This window comes from Erwinia papayae, assembly GCF_058241465.1.
This window is the reverse complement of record NZ_JBZCHT010000009.1, coordinates 201,204-220,872: the sequence shown is the minus strand read 5'-3', so window position 1 is coordinate 220,872 and position 19,669 is coordinate 201,204. Positions and strand designations below refer to the sequence as shown.

Below are 19,669 nucleotides of genomic sequence, written 5' to 3'. Positions count from 1 at the left end.
TCAACATCTTTCAACATGGGGACAGGACACAGCCTGGCCCGCTCACAAACCTTAAACCACCATCAACAGCGCCAGTACCACTACGGCACCCAGACTCATTGAGGCGACATACCAGCGCAGATAGCCGTTTTCGCTGACCACCAGACCTTTGTTCGCCAGACGTGAGAACAGGGCCGGGATGTTCATGACGGCGTTGAGCGGATCGCGTGACAGCAAACGCGCAATAAACAAATAAGGTTTGACGAAAATCTGATCGTACAGCCAGTCGAATCCCCAGGCCGCAAACCACCAGGTGGAGAAGAAACGCCCCGGCGCGCTGCGGGCGATACTGCTGACCAGCGAACGCTTACCCAGCCACAGCCCGGCTGCCAGCAAAATACCCATCATTGCAACCACACCAGAGGTGATTTCCAGGGTCAGTACCCGGCCATGCGCCAGTTCGGCCGTATCAGGCAGGACGCCTTTCAGCGGCGGCACGATCATCGCACCAACAAAGGTGGAGAGAACCAGCAGCACCAGCAGCGGCAGATGATGGGTTATCCCTTTACCGGCATGAGCGTGAATTTTTTCTTCACCGTGGAAGGTGATGAAAATCATTCTGAAGGTATACAGCGAGGTCATAAATGCCCCGACCAGACCGGCCACCATCAGGTTGATATGACCGTTTGCCAGCGCACCGGCCAGAATCTCATCCTTACTGAAGAAGCCTGCGGTAATCAGCGGCAGAGCGGATAACGCCGCACCGCCCACCAGGAAGCAGACATACACCAGCGGGATGCTCTTACGCAGGCCGCCCATTTTAAAAATATTCTGCTCGTGGTGGCAGGCAAGGATCACCGAGCCGGAGGAGAGGAACAGCAGCGCCTTGAAGAAGGCATGGGTCATCAGATGGAAGATGGCCGCATCCCAGGCCTGCACGCCCAGCGCCAGGAACATGTAGCCAATCTGACTCATGGTTGAGTAAGCCAGCACACGTTTGATATCGGTCTGTACCAGCGCGGCAAAACCCGCCAGCACCAGGGTATCGGCTCCCACAATGCCAACCAGATGAAGTACTTCCGGCGTCAGCAGGAACAGGCCATGGGTGCGGGCAATCAGATACACCCCAGCGGTAACCATGGTCGCAGCGTGGATCAGCGCTGAAACCGGCGTTGGACCGGCCATCGCATCCGCCAGCCAGGTTTGCAACGGCAGCTGCGCAGATTTACCCACCGCACCGCCCAGCAGCATCAGGGTGGCCCACTGCAACATATGATTGTTGGCCGCAAAGTGCTCAGGTGCCAGCGCCACCATCTCACGGAAGTTCAGCGTCCCCAGTTCGTTCCACAGGATAAATAATCCAAAGGCGAGGAACACATCACCGACGCGGGTGATGATAAAGGCTTTCATTGCCGCCGCGCCGTTTTTCGGTTCGGTGTAGTAGAAACCAATCAGCAGATAGGAGCACAGCCCCACCCCTTCCCAACCCAGGTACATCAGCATCAGGTTATCGGCCAGCACCAGAACCACCATGCTGGCAATAAACAGGTTGGTGTAGGCGAAGAAGCGGGAGTAGCCCTCTTCACCACGCATGTACCAGGAGGCGAACATGTGGATAAAGAAGCCCACGCCGGTCACCACCGACAGCATCGTCAGCGACAGGCCATCCAGCGTCAGGGACATTTTCATGTCAAAGGTGCCCACATGCATCCAGGTCCACAGCGTCTGGTTAAACAGCACCTGTCCATGACTGAAAAAGTCGATACCGACATACAGAGTGGTCAACGCCGCCAGCCCGACGGAACCCATTCCCACCGTAGCAGACAGATTCTCTGACCAACGACCACGGGAAAAGGCCAGCAGCACAAAGCCAATCAGCGGGAACAAAATGGTTAAAAAGAGAAGATTCATCCGCGCATCTCACTCACTTTGTCAATGTTGAGGTTCTGGCTGCGGCGGTGCAGTTGCAGCAATAATGCCAGTCCGATGCTGGCTTCCGCCGCTGCCAGACTGATTGCCAGGATATACATCACCTGACCGTCAGCCTGGCCCCAGTAGCTACCAGCAACCACAAATGCCAGCGCTGCCGCATTGATCATAATTTCAAGACTGATCAGCATAAACAGCAGGTTGCGACGAATGATCACCCCGGTCAGACCGAGAACGAACAGAATGGCGGCCAGAATAAGACCGTGTTGCAAAGGGATCATGCGTGTTCCTCCTTCTTCGCTGCCACGGTATCTTCCGGGCGATTACTCAGCACCTCACCCGCACGCTGTTCACGTCCGATGTGATACGCCACGACCAGTCCTGCCAGCAGTAGCATTGATGCCAGTTCTACCGCAAGGACATAAGGGCCAAACAGGCTGATGCCTACGGCTTTCGCATCAATCATCCGACCATCATTACCGTGATCATGCACTGAATGAATAGCCCAGACCATCACCACCAGCAGCAGCAGAGAGCAGAGGCCTGGCCCTAACCACACCGCTGGCTTCAGCCATTCACGCTCCTGGGCCTGTACGCTCTCGCCGAGATTAAGCATCATCACCACGAAGACAAACAGCACCATGATCGCCCCGGCATAGACGATGATTTCCAACGCCCCGGCAAAGTAAGCTCCAAGGGAGAAAAACACCCCGGCCACCGCCAGCAAAGAGATGATCAGATATAACAGTGCGTGAACCGGGTTGGTGTGGGTGATAACGCGCAACGTTGTCAGCACCGCGACCAGTCCGCAAAGATAAAACGCAAATTCCATGCCTGGCTCCTTAAGGTAACAAGCCCTTGACGTCGATGGGTTTAGCTTCGTTAGCCGCTTCGCCTTTGTCTTTCCCGTCGATCGCCATGCCCGCCATCCGGTAAAAGTTATATTCCGGGTATTTGCCCGGACCGGAGATCAGCAGATTCTCTTTCTCATAAACCAGATCCTGACGCTTAAACTCACCCATTTCGAAATCGGGGGTAAGCTGAATAGCGGTGGTCGGGCAGGCCTCTTCACACAGGCCACAGAAAATGCAGCGAGAGAAGTTGATACGGAAAAACTCGGGATACCAGCGACCATCGGCCATTTCCGCTTTTTGCAGCGAAATACACCCCACCGGGCAGGCTACCGCGCAAAGGTTACAGGCCACACAGCGCTCCTGACCGTCAGGATCGCGCGTCAGCACAATGCGGCCACGGTAACGCGGCGGCAGATAGACCGGCTCTTCCGGGTACATCATGGTTTCACGTTTGGCAAAGGCGTTTGAGCCAATCAGCACGATACTGCGGATCGTGGTGCCAAACCCCACCAGAATGTCTTTTAATGTCATAGTCTTAACCCCAACCTCAGGCGTTGTACAGAATCACTACGGCAGTTGCCAGCAGGTTCAGCAACGTTAACGGCAGACAAACTTTCCAGCCGAACGACATCACCTGGTCGTAGCGCGGACGTGGTAACGCCGCACGGATCAGAATGAACATCATCATAAAAAACGCCGTTTTAATGGCGAACCAGAAAACAGGCGGCAGCCACGGGCCGTTCCAGCCACCGAAAAACAGCGTCACAATCAGTGAGGAAACGGTGACGATACCGACATATTCACCGACAAAGAACAGGCCGAACTTCATCCCGGCGTATTCAATGTGGTAACCGTCCGCCAGTTCCTGCTCTGCTTCCGGCTGGTCAAACGGATGACGGTGGCACACGGCCACACCGGCGATGGCAAAGGTCAGGAAGCCAAAGAACTGTGGGATAATGTTCCACAGGTGCTGCTGGCTGTTGACGATATCGACCATATTGAACGATCCCGCCTGCGCCACCACGCCCATCAGCGACAGGCCAAGGAACACTTCATAACTCAGGGTCTGCGCCGAGGCACGCATCGCGCCCAACAACGAGTATTTGTTGTTACTGGACCAGCCAGCGAACAGCACCGCGTAGACCGCCAGCCCCGCCATCATCAGGAAGAACAGCAGGCCGATATTCAGATCGGCACCCATCCAGGTTGAGGTCACCGGCACGATAGCCATCGCCAGCAGCAGTGAGGTAAAGGCGATCATCGGCGCGAGGGTAAAAATTACCCGGTCGGTAAAGGGCGGCGTCCAGTCCTCTTTGAAGAACATTTTGATCATGTCCGCCACCAGCTGGAGCGAACCACCCCAACCCACACGGTTAGGCCCGTAACGGTTCTGGAACAGGCCAAGCAGACGACGTTCGCCAAAACTCATAAAGGCACCGCAGCCCACCACCACAAACAGGATCACTAAGGCTTTTGCGACGGCAATAATGACGTCAATAACTTCCGGTGTCAGCCAGCTCATTGTGCCGCCTCCCGCAGATTATCAATGCTCGCACCCAGCAGGAACGGCGGAATACCCGGCATCCCCAGCGGCAAACCGACCTGCCCTGCCTGCAAGGTTTCAGAGAAACGCACCGGCAGACGCAGCGTTTCGCCTGCGCAGGTAAACTCAACCGATGCGCCGGCATTAACACCGAGCGCGGCGGCGTCAGCAGGATTCACCATCAGATAAGGCTCTGGCATCCGTTGCTGGATAACCGGTGAACGCTGGGTCATCTCCTCGCTGCCGAACAGCTGGAAATAAGGCGCGACACGCCAGCTGTTTTGCTGGACGCTGAACGTCTCTGGCACCGTATCGAACCAGTCAAGCTGGCCGCTACCGGCTTCAAACAGACGAACGCCGGGGTCGCCATTGCGCAGCTTTCCACCCACTTCATCCTGGAATTTATTCCACGCCTGCGGGGAGTTCCAGCCCGGAGCCCAGGCAAAAGGAATTTGTGAACGGGCGGCAGACGGCTGGTTGTTTCCTTCCATTGAGAAAGCAAACATGGTGTCTTTATCCTGCGGCTGACGCGGCTCATGCACGCTGATATTGGCGCGCATGGCGGTACGACCACTGGAGCGGGCTGGTGAACGAGCCAGCTTCTGACCACGAATACGGAAGCTGGCATCCGGCGCAGCATCTTTAATGCCAGCCAACTGCGGCAGGGCCGCAACACAGGCATCGATAACATGGTCGAGCTGCGTCCAGTCCACCTGGCGGCTGCTGATAGTGCTTTGCAATGAGTGCAACCAGCGCCAGCTCTCCAGCATCGCCACGTTATGGTCATAATAAGCCGGATCGTACACCTGGAAGAATCGCTGAGCGCGCCCCTCCTGGTTAACCACGGTGCCGTCGCTCTCGGCAAAACTGGCGGTTGACAGGATCAGCCCCGCTTTCTCCATCGTCGCCGTGCGCTGATGATCGATAACGATCACGTTTGGCGTGTTACTCAGCGCCGCATCGACCGTGGCTTTTGGCGCATGACGGTAGAGATCGTTTTCCATGATGATCACCGCATCTGCCGATCCATTTTCCAGTTCGCTCAGCGCCGCATCCAACGGCTGGCCACCAATCAGGCCAAGTCCAACGCTGTTTGCGCTGCCGGCCAGCAGGGTTATACCGACGTCCGCGCCACGGCCTTTCAGGGCTCTGGCAACGTTAGCCGCAGCCTGGATCATCGCCTCGCTGCCTGCATGCACGCCGGAAATAATCAGCGGTTTCTTCGCACCAGCCAGCGCCTGGACCACCACGTCAATTTTGCTGGCCAGTGAACGATCAATCCCTTCCACCGCTGGCGCGGTTTCATCCAGTGCGTGAGCAATCGCAAAGCCAACGCGAGCCTGATCTTCGATCGGCGCACGATAACTCCATGCGGCGATATCATCCAGACGGGTGGCATCGACGTTAGTGACAAACAGCGGATGTTTGGCGTGCTGTCCGATGTTCATGATGGCCGCAATCTGCCAGTCTGCCACTTTTTGTGCCGCCGCCATCTGGCGGGCCTTGCCCTTGACTGCCTGACGCACTGACAGCGCCACGCGCGCGCCAACCTGAGTCAGGTCTTCACCCAAAACCAGCACCGCATCGTAACTTTCAATTTCGCGCAGGGCTGGCGTATGGATGCCGCCGTCGCGCAGTACGCTCAGCATCAGCTCCAGACGGGCCTGCTCACCGGCAGGGATGCCCGTGGAGAAGTTCTCTGCGCCCACCAGTTCACGCAGCGCAAAGTTGCTTTCAATGCTGGCGCGTGGTGAGCCGATGCCGATAACTTTCTTCGCCTGACGCAGTACATCTGCCGCACCCTGCATTGCCTGTTCCGCATTGAGCGCGATCCAGTCATTACCACGACGCTGCATCGGCTGGCGTGGCCGGTCTTTCAGGTTGACGTAGCCATAGCCAAAGCGACCACGGTCACAGAGGAAGTACTGGTTAACGGTGCCGTTGTAACGGTTTTCAACGCGACGCAGTTCGCCATAACGCTCGCCCGGGCTGGTGTTACAGCCAATGCTGCACTGCTGGCAGATGCTTGGTGCATACTGCATGTCCCATTTACGGTTATAGCGTTCAGAGTGCGTTTTATCGGTGAATACGCCGGTCGGGCAGATTTCTACCAGGTTACCGGAGAATTCGCTCTCCAGCACCCCATCTTCCGGGCGGCCAAAATAGACGTTGTCATGTGCGCCGTAGACACCCAGGTCGCTGCCATCAGCGTAATCTTTGTAGTAACGCACGCAGCGATAGCAGGCGATACAACGGTTCATTTCATGAGAGATGAACGGCCCCAGATCCTGATTACGGTGGGTACGCTTGGTGAAGCGGTAGCGACGGAAGCTGTGCCCGGTCATCACGGTCATATCCTGAAGATGGCAGTTGCCGCCCTCTTCGCACACCGGACAGTCGTGAGGGTGGTTGGTCATCAGCCACTCCACCACGCTTTCACGGAACTCTTTGGCCTCTGCATCATCAATAGAGATGAAAGTGCCATCCGATGCCGGGGTCATACAGGACATCACCAGGCGGCCACGCGTATCTTCGGCGTTCTGGAATTGCTTTACCGCACACTGACGGCAGGCACCGACACTACCCAGCGCCGGATGCCAGCAAAAATAAGGAATATCAAGACCGAGTGAGAGGCAAGCCTGTAACAGGTTGTCCGCACCATCGACGTCATATTCTTTACCGTCTACATGAATTGTAGCCATAGTGAACATGCTCAAGTAAGGCTCGTACCAGACGAGCGTTAAACAGAATTCTTCTACCTGTCATCTTATCTGTCACAGCGGCGTTGACTGCGTTTTTATCCTGGACACTGGCTAATCCCTGCGTCCGGAATGCTTTTGATGTCGCCTGACTGTGACTGAAAACCTCAGGTAAAATCAGCGATGACTTCTCGCATCTTAATTTTTCTTTACCAACGGGACTTCAGCAGGTTGGCCTGGATTCCGGCTATCGCGTGTGCGTTGCCCCATACCTGTGGCGCGATGCCTGCCTCAAACTCTTCACGGAAATATTTGATTGCGCTTTGCAGTGGCTCTACTGCACCTGGCGCGTGCGCACAGAAGGTTTTACCCGGGCCTAACTGTCGACAGAGTTGCATCAGCGTTTCGATATCACCCGGCTGCCCCTCTTTACGTTCCAGCGCGCGCAAAATTTTTACGCTCCACGGCAGTCCGTCACGGCATGGCGTACACCAGCCGCAGGATTCGCGGGCAAAAAACTCTTCCAGATTGCGCACCAGCGAAACCATGTTGATCTCGTGATCAACCGCCATCGCCAGCGCGGTGCCCAGACGGCTGCCCGCTTTGCCGATGCTGGCAAATTCCATTGGCAGGTCAAGGTGTGATTCAGTCAGGAAATCGGTCCCTGCGCCCCCTGGCTGCCAGGCTTTAAACTTCAGGCCATCACGCATACCGCCAGCATAGTCTTCCAGGATTTCACGGGCGGTCGTACCAAACGGCAGTTCCCAGACGCCCGGGTTTTTCACCCGACCGGAGAAACCCATCATCTTGGTGCCAGTGTCTTCACTGCCGGAAATGCCTTTGTACCACTCGACACCATTGGCAAGAATGGCCGGCACGTTGGACAGGGTTTCGACGTTGTTAACGCAGGTCGGTTTACCCCATGCGCCTGCCGAGGCGGGGAATGGTGGTTTTGAACGCGGGTTAGCGCGCCGTCCTTCCAGCGAGTTAATTAACGCGGTTTCTTCTCCGCAGATGTAGCGGCCCGCGCCGGTATGCACGATCAGCTCAAAATCGAAACCGGTGCCGAGAATATTTTTTCCCAGATAGCCTGCTTCTGTCGCTTCCGCTATGGCCCGGCGCAGATTGACTGCGGCTTCAATGTACTCGCCACGCAGGAAGATGTAGCCACGATAAGCCTTCAGGGCAAAGGCACTGATCAGCATTCCCTCAACCAACTGGTGCGGCATCTGCTCCATTAACAGGCGGTCTTTATAGGTGCCTGGCTCCATCTCATCGGCGTTACACAACAGGTAACGGATATTCATGGATTCGTCTTTCGGCATCAGGCTCCACTTCAGTCCGGTGGAAAACCCCGCGCCGCCGCGACCTTTTAATCCGGAGTCTTTTACCGCCGCGACAATCTCTTCCTGCGACATGGTCTTGAGCGCTTTGTCGGCACCGGCATAACCGTTTTTGCTACGATATTCGTCGAAAAATACCGGCTGTTTATCATCACGCAGACGCCAGGTCAGCGGATGCGTCTCCGCAGTACGAATGATCTCTTTAAATGTCATTGATACTGCTCCAGTAAGTTGACGATGTTTTCCGGCGTCAGGTGAACATGGGTGTCTTCATCCACCATCATCGTCGGGCCTTTATCGCAGTTACCCAGGCAGCAGGTCGGCAGCAGTGTGAAGCGACCATCCGCCGTGGTCTGGCCGGGCTTAATACGCAAATTCTCTTCCAGTGCCGCCTGAATACCCTGAAAACCGGTGATGTGACACACCACGCTGTCGCAGTAGCGGATCACATGGCGGCCCACCGGCTGACGAAAAATCTGGCTGTAAAATGTCGCCACACCTTCCACATCACTGGCGGGGATGCCCAACACCTCGGCAATGGCATTGATTGCACCATCCGGCACCCAGCCGCGCTGTTTCTGAACAATTTTTAACGCTTCGATGGAAGCCGCACGGGCATCTTCGTAATGGTGCTTTTCATGCTCGATAGCATCATGCTCAAGCGCGCTCAGCACAAAGGGGGCGTCGTCTTCGATCGTTTCAATCGCAATTCGTTGATCGTGCATAATTAGCGGTCCACGTCTGACATAACAAAATCGATACTACCGAGGTATACGATCAGGTCGGATACCAGGCTGCCGTTAATCACCGAAGGGATCTGTTGCAGGTGCGGGAAGCTGGGCGTTCGCACACGGGTGCGATAGCTCATGGTGCTGCCGTCACTGGTCAGGTAGTAACTGTTAATCCCCTTGGTCGCCTCTATCATCTGGAAGGATTCATTGGCCGGCATCACCGGGCCCCATGAAACCTGTAAGAAGTGAGTGATCAGGGTTTCGATATGCTGGAGCGTGCGCTCTTTTGGCGGCGGTGTGGTCAGCGGATGGTCAGCTTTGAACGGGCCTTCCGGCATGTTTTTCAGACACTGCTCAAGGATGCGCATACTCTGGCGCATCTCTTCCATTTTCAGCATCACACGGGTGTAGGCACAGCTGACACCATCACCAATCGGCACTTCAAAATCGAAATTCTGATAACCGGAATAAGGACGCCATTTACGCACGTCAAAATCCAGTCCGGTGGCGCGCAGGCCTGCTCCGGTGGTTCCCCAGGCCAGTGCTTCGTCCAGACCATAAGCAGAAACCCCTTTGGCACGGCCAATCAGCACGGAGTTTTTCAGTGCGGTTTGTTCGTACGCTTTCAGCCGTTTTGGCATCCAGTCGAGGAATTCGCGTAGCAGACGGTCCCAGCCTTTCGGCAAATCGTGCGCCACGCCGCCAATGCGGAACCAGGCCGGGTGCATACGAAAGCCGGTAATAGCTTCTACGACATCATAAATTTTCTGGCGATCGGTAAAGGCAAAGAACACCGGCGACATGGCACCGACGTCCTGAATAAAGGTGGAGATGTAGAGCAGGTGGCTGTTGATTCTGAACAGTTCTGAAAGCATTACGCGAATCACGTCAACGCGCTCTGGCACTTTAATGCCAGCCAGTTTCTCCACCGCCAGTACGTAGGGCATTTCGTTAACACAGCCGCCAAGGTACTCAATACGATCGGTGTAAGGAATGTAGCTGTGCCAGGACTGACGTTCCCCCATCTTTTCTGCGCCACGATGGTGATAGCCCACATCCGGAACGCAGTCGACAATCTCTTCGCCATCCAGTTGCAGAATGATACGGAATGCGCCGTGGGCAGAGGGGTGGTTCGGCCCCAGGTTGAGGAACATAAAGTCTTCGTTGGCGGTGCCGCGCTTCATGCCCCACTCTTCCGGCTTGAAGGTCATCTGCTCCATTGCCAAATCTTCGGTCTGTTTTGTTAACTCAAACGGATCGAACTCCGTGGCACGCGCCGGATAATCCTTACGCAGCGGATGCCCTTCCCAGGATTGCGGCATCATAATGCGTGTCAGATGCGGGTGACCATCAAAAGTGATGCCAAACATTTCCCACGTTTCGCGTTCGTACCAGTTCGCATTAGGGAAAATGTTAGTGATGGTGGGCAGATGCAGGTCTTTTTCAGACAGCGCCACCTTCAACATGATGTCGCGATTGCGCTCAATGGAGATGAGGTGATAGAACACGGAAAAATCGGCAGCAGGCAAGCCCGCCCGGTGGGTTCTTAACCGTTCATCCATGCCGTGAAGGTCGTACAACATTACGTAAGGTTTCGGCGATTTCCGCAGAAACACGACTGTTTCCAGTAATTGTTCAGGCTTAACCCATACCACCGGAACACCGGTGCGGGTTGGCTGAACGGTAAAGGCATCAGGCCCAAAACGGTTACGCAGATCCTGGACAACCGGATCATCCAGATGATCCCGGGTTTGCCATTCTGGCTGAGCAAGATCTTGCGTGGTCAAATCTGTCATAAGTCGTTCACCATGTGTGTGACTCAGTATTGGCATCAGGATGAGGCTGGCGCGGATGTTATTTTGATATGCGCCGGATTATTCAGGACCTCACCCTCTACGTGCTTTAAATTTCATCCGGGGTGCGCAGGTTAGTCACCGCGATGCGTTCGCCCTGCTTTCTTTCACGCTCTGACTGCATATTGGCACGGTAGACACCCTGATCGCCTACCACCCAGGAGAGCGGGCGGCGCTCTTTACCAATCGATTCCTGTAACAGAAGCAGTGCCTGCATATAGGCTTCAGGACGAGGTGGACAGCCAGGAATATAAACATCGACCGGCAGGAACTTATCAACACCCTGCACGACAGAGTAGATATCGTACATTCCGCCTGAATTAGCGCAGGCTCCCATTGAAATTACCCACTTAGGTTCCAGCATCTGATCATACAGACGCTGTACCACCGGAGCCATTTTGGTAAAACAGGTTCCTGCCACCACCATAAAGTCGGCCTGGCGCGGCGAGGCACGAATAACTTCGGAACCAAAACGCGCCACGTCATGTACCGAAGTAAATGACGTAGTCATCTCGACATAACAACATGAAAGACCGAAGTTAAATGGCCAGAGAGAGTTTTTGCGTCCCCAGTTGACCATGTCATGAAGGGCGTGCTCAAGTTTGCCCATGTAGACGGTCTGGTTAACGTGCTTCTCCAGAGGATCGGTGACAATCTCCTGTTTCTGCAGTGGGTAACGGTCGTTCTCACCGTTTGGGTCGGCGCGGGTGAGCGTGTAGTCCATCTTTGTGCCTCGCTGTTACTGCGTATGACGTTTGGAATGCGAAATGGTGGTTGATTTGACCACGACACGACGTGGGGGCGGGGCCCAGTCCAGCGCGCGGATACGGATCAGATAAACCAGACCAGCAAGCAGTACCAAAATGAAAATTGTGGCTTCGACAAAGCCCGTCCAGCCGCTCTCACGAATGGCCGTCGACCAGGCGTACAGATAGAGCGCCTCTACGTCGAAGATGACGAAGAACATGGCGACCAGATAGAACTTTGCAGACATGCGCAGTTTGGCAGTACCAACCGGGGCTGCACCGGATTCAAAAGGGGTGTTGGTGTAACGCCCACGGGCTTTTCCACCGAGAAACCACGCTCCGGCCAACATTGCACAGCACAGACCGATAGAGACAATCAGAAAGACGGCAAACGCCCAGTGATGAGCGACGACTTCAGTAGTTGTTGACATATACTCTGCTTCATTCAAAAACGTGGAATCAGATTTCCTGCACTTCTTAATGGCAGTCTTTCTGGCACGTGATTCAAGGGAAAAACAAAAAACCTTATAAATCTTGCTGTCTTTGTTGATTAAGCAGCAATTTTATGGGGTTTTTTACTCCTTTACATAACCTTTTGTCAACTTTAACAAAAGTATCCACACATTATTTTACACCAGTATCATTTATTTAACATTTGATGCGTAAAAAATGAGCTAAATCGTGTCAGTCACATTCTGTGAATAGAGTGTAGCGGGTATTTCCCTGTGTGGATCGGGGATTTAACAACGCGTATTCTCGCAGGATTCACACGCTTTTCCTTCCCCTTAAAAGGGTTATTTTTTTGATCCAGAACACAGTTTTGTCTTTTATAAGATGAGGGTAACTCAGAGAGTTGGCGTAAAGATCAATTCAGCATAAAAGGCCATCGCTGAAAGCGGTCGGTTAAATTTTTTTTCAGATGAAAAAAACATCTGCTGAAAGATGTGGAAAATAAAAGGGATATTCGGAAACCCATGTCAAAAGATAACAAAAAAGCCTTTTGGCTCAAAATAGTCACCAAAAGGCTTTTTTAAACAGAATGTAGTTTTTAATCTTAGAGAATTAACAATTAATATTAAACGCTAAGAACTGAAAATCACTCGTCATCATCCGGGAAAGAAGTGCCGTCCTGAAGGCCGCTGGTCAGATTGTAAGGATCGTTACTTGATTCCATGGCGTTAAAAATAGCCAGAGCAAGTTCACTCGAACTGTCCGGATTACGGCAAAGCAAATATTCAGTATCTGGTAGAACCGGCAGACCCTCTGCCGCGCCCATTACGCGCAATTCCGGGCTCATCATCTCAACCGGACGGGCTGTCACCCCCAGTCCGGCTTTGACCGCTGCCCTGACTGCTGCAAGTGTGGAAGCAACATAAGAGATGCGCCACGGAATGCCCGCTTCGTTGAGATGGTCGATAGCCATGTCCCGATAAGGGCTGGGCTCATCCAGCAATACCAGTGGAATGGCTTCCCCACGCTGAAAAATATAGTCCGCAGCGCAGTACCAGAGCGTTGGAGAAGTACGCAACACCTGCCAGGTAAAGTTCATCGGACTGGACGTGGTAACCACCAGGTCAACTTCACCCTGATTAAGCATCTCCATCATAAACGGATTGCGCTTCACCCGAACGTCGATCGCAAGCTTGGGATAGACTGACGTCACGCGGTTGAGCAGAAACGGCAGAATGGTATCGGAGGTATCATCAGAAGCACCAATGGTCAGCACTCCCTGGATGTTACTGTACATCAGCGATGTACAGGCCTCGTCGTTGAAACGCAGGATCTTTCTGGCGTAACCCAACAACTGTATGCCGTGTTCCGTCAACAGTTTGTTGCGCCCGTGACGGGCGAACAGCTCTTTGCCTACCAGTTGCTCCAGTCGTTGCATTTGCTGACTCACCGCCGACTGCGTTCTACACACTGCCGCCGCTGCCGCCGCGAAAGTATTCAGATCGGCAACAGCAACAAAAGTTCTCAGCAGATCGAGGTCAAGATTAAGGATTGGACGATTTGCACTAGTCATGTTTTCTTCACTTTTATAAGTTTTTTAATAACAGCTACCCTGGTGTTATTACCTTTTTTATCAGAGAGATAAATCGGTAATCATGCTGTAATGTAGTAAGATTTTCACCCTGACTGCATTACTTTCTAACGCAGACGTTGCAACCCCGGCGACCATAATATCTCTGGTTAACCCAGAGGTGAGCCGCCAACAGGCTCGTACGTCTGATACATCACTAATGCTTGCTCTGCTTCACTTTGCAGATGACAGAAAGTGTCACCTGACGCCTCTGCATATCGGTAAATGCCAGATAACCAATTCGTATCAGTGACACTCACCCTCAACCATTCAACAAATCGGTACAGGTCCATCTCTTCACAGCAATGATTAAAAATCCTTAACACTATCGATAAGAGAATCGTTAACTTCTCGCTTTTAACGCCCGAGAGCTAGGTGCTAAATCTACTCAACATTATCCTGACATACTGTCGATTACTTTTTAAGCCTGAATCCGATTATTCTTATCAATAAAATAAAATTTTATTGGTTAACCCGCCAGAATAGTGCCTGTTTGTACAAAAATTTATCATTCAGTACCATTCTGACCAGGAAAGAAGCGGATTGGCACACATTTTTTCTGCATTTATTGTAAGAGTATCACAATGACACAAGGTTCATTTTTTAAACATTCAATTAAGCCTTATTTAACAGTTTAATCCTCCCTTTATCCATCAATAGTTACCAAATAAGGACAAAAAAAATCTTCAGGGCGCATCAACCTGCTAAAACCCGTGGTGCCACTTCAAAAGCGCTTTGGAGAGGAGTACATTGTGCTGGTTCACTTTCCACGGCAGGAATGCAGCTTAGTCAAAGGCAGAAGAAATGACCCCAATTGATAAATCCAGCAAGCTGGATAACGTGTGTTACGACATCCGCGGCCCGGTATTAAAAGAAGCAAAACGACTGGAAGAAGAAGGTAATAAAGTTCTCAAGCTTAATATCGGCAACCCTGCCCCGTTTGGCTTTGAAGCCCCTGATGAAATTCTGGTTGATGTCATCCGCAATCTGCCAGGCGCGCAAGGGTACTGCGACTCGAAAGGCTTGTATTCTGCCCGTAAGGCTATTGTGCAGCACTATCAGGCTCGCGGCATGCGCGAGATGACCGTGGAAGATGTCTATATTGGTAACGGTGTATCAGAGCTGATTGTGCAGTCGATGCAGGCATTGCTGAACAGCGGAGACGAAATGCTGGTCCCTGCCCCGGACTACCCACTGTGGACAGCCGCAGTATCCCTCTCCAGCGGCAAAGCCGTACATTACCTTTGCGATGAGTCCGCAGGTTGGTTTCCGGACCTGGATGACATTCGTAGTAAAATCACCCCACGTACGCGCGGCATCGTCATTATTAACCCCAACAACCCCACCGGCGCGGTTTACAGCAAAGAGTTACTGCTGGAAGTGGTTGAACTGGCCCGACAGCATAACCTGATTATTTTTGCTGATGAAATTTATGACAAGATCCTCTACGACGCAGCTCAACATCATTCTATTGCGGCGCTGGCTCCGGATTTGCTCACTATTACCTTTAATGGCCTCTCCAAAACCTACCGCGTGGCCGGATTTCGCCAGGGATGGATGGTACTGAACGGGCCGAAAAAACATGCCAAAGGTTACATTGAAGGACTGGAGATGCTGGCGTCGATGCGCCTGTGTGCCAATGTTCCAGCCCAGCACGCCATTCAGACCGCGTTGGGCGGCTATCAGAGTATCAGTGAATTTATCGTGCCTGGTGGCCGGTTGTATGAACAGCGTCAACGCGCCTGGGAGTTGATCAATGATATTCCCGGTGTCAGTTGCGTGAAACCCGACGGCGCACTTTACATGTTCCCAAAGATCGATGCTAAAAAGTTTAATCTGCATGACGATCAGAAAATGGTGCTGGATTTTCTGCTCCAGGAAAAAGTACTGCTGGTTCAGGGAAGCGCTTTCAACTGGCCGTGGCCCGATCACGTACGCATTGTAACCCTGCCTCATGTTAACGATCTTGAAATGGCGATAAGCAAATTTGGCCGTTTTCTTGAAGGCTATCATCAGTGATTGCCCTGCCCTGACGATCTGGCGGTCACTCCACTCAGGGCGCGCTCTGCCAGCGCGAACAACGTTTCACCAGGTCTGCGTAGCCGGATGTCCGGCTACCGCGTCACAGGAAAACCGTACCTTATGAATCAAAGCCACTTTTTTGCCCACCTCTCACGTCTTAAGCTGATTAATCGCTGGCCGTTGATGCGTAATGTACGAACCGAAAATGTCTCCGAACACAGTTTGCAGGTAGCCATGGTCGCTCATGCGCTGGCGGTGATTAAAAACCAGAAGTTTAATGGCAATCTCAACGCCGATCGTATCGCCCTGATGGCGATGTATCACGATGCCAGCGAAGTTCTTACCGGAGATTTGCCCACCCCGGTGAAGTATTACAATGCGCAAATTGCCCATGAATACAAAAAAATAGAAAAAATAGCTCAGTTAAAGCTGGTAGAGATGCTGCCGGAAGAGTTGCGAAATGCCTATCGTCCATTGCTTGATGAACAGCAGCGGAGCGAAGACGAAACGGCCATCGTTAAGCAGGCAGACGCGCTATGCGCCTACCTGAAATGCCTTGAAGAACTGTCAGCCGGAAACCACGAGTTCCAGCTGGCAAAAGCACGACTGGAAAAAACTCTCAGTTCACGTCACAGCCCGGAAATGGACTATTTTGTGGAGGTGTTCGTTCCCAGCTTTAACCTCTCGCTGGACGAAATCAGCCAGGAGTCGCTGTAAATCGTTCAGAACGGGAAAAGCACCGGCACCAGCATGACGCTCGCCACCATAATCAGCAGGGTAAAGGGCACACCAATTTTCACAAAATCGCCGAACCGGTAACCGCCCGGCCCCAGCACCAGCGTATTCACTGGCGATGATACCGGGGTCATAAAAGCTGCCGAAGCGGCTACCGCAATAATCAGGGTAAACGGATAGGGGGAGACCCCCATCTGATGCGCCGCCGCCACGCCAATAGGTGCCATCAGCACCGCCGTGGCAGTGTTGGAAATAAACAAACCAATGGTGGCGCAAAGTACAAACAGACAAAGCAACATGACGTGTGGACTTCTGTCACCTGCAAGATTCATCAGCCCGTCAACTATCAGCTTCACACCGCCGGTTTTTTGCAAGGCCAGGGCAAAAGGCATCATACCGACGATCAAAATAATGCTGGGCCAGTGTATGGCCCGCAATGCACTCTCCATGTCTATACAGCGGAACTTCCCCATCAGCAAACAGGCAATCAGCGCGGCGACGGGATTAGGTATCTCATTGGTAAGCATCATTGCCACCATCAGCGCCAGAGAGAAAATGGCATGAGGTGCCTGACTATTCGCCGGGACAACATCGTCCACCTCAGCAGGCAAATTCAGCAAGATGAGGTCGCGTTTTTGTTGCTGCAACTGCGTGATTTTCTTCCAGTCACCAATGACCAGCAGGCTGTCACCCAACTCCAGAGGCAGGTCGTTAAGCGCGCCTTCGGCCACCTCTCCTTTACGCCTGCCCCCAATCACACTGACGCCAAATCGGGAACGAAAAGCGATCTCTCGTAACGTTTTTCCTTGCAGCTCCGATTCCGGGATCACCAGCACCTCGGCCATACCGACGTCCTGCGCACGGTCGGAGAAATAATCGCCACGCAGGATCATCGGCTCCAGTAAGTTTGCACTGCAAAACTCACGCAAATCGATACCTGCGGCTGACATATCAATTAATAAGACATCCCGGGCATGAAATTCCGTCGTGCCGGTAACTGGCACCATCACCCGGCGAAATTTACGTCAGCGCTCAAGTCCAACCACGTTAATGCCATAACGCTGGCGCAGCTGTAAGTCATCCAGAGGCATTCCAATCAGCGGCGAACCCGCGCGCACCGCCAATCTGCGCGCCCGGCCACTTAATTTATAGTCCCGGATCAAATCACGAAATGTCCTGAGGGTACGCTTTTTGGCCTCATCCTGATTATCCGGAGTGACCAGCCAGAAGCGGGCCAACAGCATGTAACCAATCCCCAGTATAAGCGCGACAAGGCCGACTGGCGTCACATCAAAAAAACGAAATCCGTTGAGTCCCTCACGCAGCAGTTCACTGTTGACAACCAGGTTAGGCGGCGTAGCGACCAGAGTCATCATGCCACTGATTAACCCGGCAAAACTCAGCGGCATCATCAGTCTGCCGGGAGAGGTTTTCATTCTGGCAGCCACGCTCATCACTACCGGAATAAAAATAGCCACGACGCCGGTGGAACTCATAAAGGCACCGAGACCGGCAACGGTTAGCATCAGCAGCACCAGCATTTTCGACTCGCTGCTGCCCGCCATTTTAATCAGCCATTCCCCCATTTTCAGGGCAACGCCGGTGCGCACTAAGCCTTCACCAATAACAAACAGCGCCGCAATCAGGATTACATTAGGATCGCTGAAACCAGCAGTGGCTTCCTGCAAGGTGAGAGTACCACTGAGGACAAAAGTAATAATGACCAGCAACGCCACTACTTCCATACGTAGTTTGCCGCTGATAAACAGCATAATCACCAGACATAAAAGGCTGAGAACCCAGATCAGTTCTTTATTCACAATCATTCTCTGTTCAGTGGCAGGACAACTGAGAATGCCATAAATTTAGCCCCGCTGGTGCGGGGCTAAATCATAACTTAGTGTTTTCTGTGGATATTAATGCTGCCGTCAGGGTTTTTGTGGACAACAAGCTCCTCCAGTGAAGTCAGTTGCATATCCACATCGGCAAGACGCGGTGAACCCGATGGCACATTGACAGCAATAACATGGCAGCCCGCCGCCAACCCGGAGAGTATGCCTGCGGCGGCATCTTCCAGCACGACACACTCCTCTGGCTCAAGCTCGAGCAGTTGTGCTCCCAGAAGATAGGCATCAGGCGCAGGTTTGCCGTTTTGCACCTGTTCAGCCGTCACTAAAACCTCAGGATCAGGCAATCCGGCTGCTCGCCGCCGGGCCGAGGCGACCGGCATGGAACCGGATGTAACGATCGCCCAGGGCACATCCAGTTCATCAAGGATAGCAATAAGTTGACCTGCTCCCGGCAGGGCAACAATTCCCTCAGTGTCTTCTGATTCCAACTTTTCCAGCGCGTAAAACTCCTGCTGGATGGCCTCTTCAGAAGCACCCGCCATAAAGTGACGTAATGAAGTGATAGCCTGCTTGCCATGAATGAAGTTCAGCACTTCATCAGCTGCGATTTGATGACGTCTGGCCCAATTTATCCAGGCACGTTCCACCGCAGGCAGGGAATCCACCAGTGTGCCATCCAGATCAAACAGAAAACCTTTACACTTCACTACGCTTTTCCTTCTCAGGCGTTGATGACTTGCGCGATCTCATTCGCGCTCAGATGATACTGCCTTGGACAAGTATGCCACAGGGCCAGCATTCGTTGGTATTTCTGCCACATGGGTGTTTGCGCATTGAAACCATGCGTGCCGGAATCGAATTGGGTGTAACGCCCTTCCACATTGACCATAAAACGTACGTAGCCGAGATAGCGGGCTTCCGTCGCGGCGTCAAAGCCGAGGAAAGCCAGGCGGCGCTCCTCAAACGCAGAAGGATCTTTCAGATTACTCCAGGAAACATGCAGCGCATGATGCAGCTCCATGATGTCGATAATAGTGCGGCAGACTTCTTCGCTCAGCTCGCCGAATTCGCGGTCAAGTTCACGCATTTGCAGGCCGTAGCCTCGTTCAATAATGGTTTGCTGACGACGATAACGCTCAGCATTATCCGGGTCGAGCATGCTCATCATTTTATACTGGTTTGAAAGGATTAAGCGTTGAGCGTGGGTCATTTCCATTATTCACTCCGGTATCACTGGGACAAGGCAGACATTGAGAATGGGGATGTCACAAGGATCGCACATGCCGCAGCCGGGCCGTACAGCAA

The 19,669-nt window shown here is 53.0% G+C and carries 16 protein-coding genes and 1 pseudogene; 2 read left to right on the top strand and 15 right to left on the bottom strand.

Going from position 1 to position 19,669, the window contains the following annotated elements; translation table 11 throughout:
• Positions 1-51 precede the first annotated feature (51 nt).
• From nuoL to lrhA, 12 genes are all read right to left on the bottom strand, one after another.
• Positions 52-1,890, bottom strand: coding sequence for an NADH-quinone oxidoreductase subunit L (nuoL, locus tag AC3RPL_RS05880; RefSeq protein ID WP_490739278.1), 1,839 nt, complete (start codon positions 1,888-1,890; stop codon positions 52-54).
• Complete coding sequence (gene nuoK / locus AC3RPL_RS05875) at positions 1,887-2,189, bottom strand: NADH-quinone oxidoreductase subunit NuoK (RefSeq protein ID WP_034916091.1); 303 nt, start codon at positions 2,187-2,189, stop codon at positions 1,887-1,889. Before nuoK ends, nuoL begins: the two co-directional genes overlap by 4 nt.
• On the bottom strand, positions 2,186-2,740 hold the full coding sequence (gene nuoJ / locus AC3RPL_RS05870; RefSeq protein ID WP_490739277.1) for an NADH-quinone oxidoreductase subunit J: 555 nt from the start codon (positions 2,738-2,740) through the stop codon (positions 2,186-2,188). Before nuoJ ends, nuoK begins: the two co-directional genes overlap by 4 nt.
• A gap of 10 nt (positions 2,741-2,750) precedes the next feature.
• A complete protein-coding gene (nuoI, locus tag AC3RPL_RS05865) occupies positions 2,751-3,293 on the bottom strand; it encodes an NADH-quinone oxidoreductase subunit NuoI (RefSeq protein ID WP_034938104.1) in 543 nt (180 codons plus the stop codon).
• Between the two features lie 16 nt (positions 3,294-3,309).
• The gene (gene nuoH, locus AC3RPL_RS05860) at positions 3,310-4,284 is read right to left on the bottom strand and encodes an NADH-quinone oxidoreductase subunit NuoH (RefSeq protein WP_490739276.1); all 975 of its coding nucleotides are present in this window, start codon (positions 4,282-4,284) and stop codon (positions 3,310-3,312) included.
• Positions 4,281-7,007, bottom strand: a complete 2,727-nt coding sequence (gene nuoG, locus AC3RPL_RS05855; RefSeq protein ID WP_490739275.1) for an NADH-quinone oxidoreductase subunit NuoG — start codon at positions 7,005-7,007, stop codon at positions 4,281-4,283. Before nuoG ends, nuoH begins: the two co-directional genes overlap by 4 nt.
• 206 nt (positions 7,008-7,213) lie before the next feature.
• Positions 7,214-8,560, bottom strand: a complete 1,347-nt coding sequence (gene nuoF / locus AC3RPL_RS05850; RefSeq protein WP_261640108.1) for an NADH-quinone oxidoreductase subunit NuoF — start codon at positions 8,558-8,560, stop codon at positions 7,214-7,216.
• The gene (nuoE, locus tag AC3RPL_RS05845) at positions 8,557-9,072 is read right to left on the bottom strand and encodes an NADH-quinone oxidoreductase subunit NuoE (RefSeq protein ID WP_034938108.1); all 516 of its coding nucleotides are present in this window, start codon (positions 9,070-9,072) and stop codon (positions 8,557-8,559) included. Before nuoE ends, nuoF begins: the two co-directional genes overlap by 4 nt.
• A gap of 2 nt (positions 9,073-9,074) precedes the next feature.
• Positions 9,075-10,874: an NADH-quinone oxidoreductase subunit C/D gene (gene nuoC, locus AC3RPL_RS05840; RefSeq protein WP_490739274.1), complete on the bottom strand. Its 1,800-nt coding sequence runs from the start codon at positions 10,872-10,874 to the stop codon at positions 9,075-9,077.
• A 106-nt stretch (positions 10,875-10,980) separates the two neighbouring features.
• Entirely contained in the window at positions 10,981-11,655 is a 675-nt protein-coding gene (locus AC3RPL_RS05835; protein WP_034938110.1) for a NuoB/complex I 20 kDa subunit family protein, read from the bottom strand.
• Positions 11,656-11,670: 15 nt separating this feature from the next.
• Positions 11,671-12,108 carry an NADH-quinone oxidoreductase subunit A gene (locus AC3RPL_RS05830; RefSeq protein WP_034938111.1) on the bottom strand — a complete coding sequence of 146 codons (438 nt, stop codon included), beginning with the start codon at positions 12,106-12,108 and terminating at the stop codon, positions 11,671-11,673.
• 665 nt (positions 12,109-12,773) lie between these two features.
• Positions 12,774-13,700, bottom strand: coding sequence for a transcriptional regulator LrhA (lrhA, locus tag AC3RPL_RS05825; protein ID WP_490739273.1), 927 nt, complete (start codon positions 13,698-13,700; stop codon positions 12,774-12,776).
• A gap of 861 nt (positions 13,701-14,561) precedes the next feature.
• Here lrhA and AC3RPL_RS05820 point away from each other — a divergent pair.
• Positions 14,562-15,776 carry a pyridoxal phosphate-dependent aminotransferase gene (locus AC3RPL_RS05820; RefSeq protein WP_367167797.1) on the top strand — a complete coding sequence of 405 codons (1,215 nt, stop codon included), beginning with the start codon at positions 14,562-14,564 and terminating at the stop codon, positions 15,774-15,776.
• Between the two features lie 123 nt (positions 15,777-15,899).
• Positions 15,900-16,496 (top strand): 5'-deoxynucleotidase, encoded by a 597-nt coding sequence (gene yfbR / locus AC3RPL_RS05815; RefSeq protein WP_034938118.1) that lies wholly within the window; start codon positions 15,900-15,902, stop codon positions 16,494-16,496.
• A 5-nt stretch (positions 16,497-16,501) separates the two neighbouring features.
• Here the strand turns inward: yfbR and AC3RPL_RS05810 are convergent.
• From AC3RPL_RS05810 to AC3RPL_RS05800, 3 genes and pseudogenes are all read right to left on the bottom strand, one after another.
• Positions 16,502-18,334 (bottom strand): annotated as a pseudogene (locus tag AC3RPL_RS05810) (SLC13 family permease).
• Between the two features lie 77 nt (positions 18,335-18,411).
• Entirely contained in the window at positions 18,412-19,071 is a 660-nt protein-coding gene (locus AC3RPL_RS05805) for a sugar phosphatase (RefSeq protein ID WP_490739272.1), read from the bottom strand.
• 14 nt (positions 19,072-19,085) lie between these two features.
• Positions 19,086-19,580 carry a YfbU family protein gene (locus AC3RPL_RS05800; protein WP_034938121.1) on the bottom strand — a complete coding sequence of 165 codons (495 nt, stop codon included), beginning with the start codon at positions 19,578-19,580 and terminating at the stop codon, positions 19,086-19,088.
• Positions 19,581-19,669 lie beyond the last annotated feature (89 nt).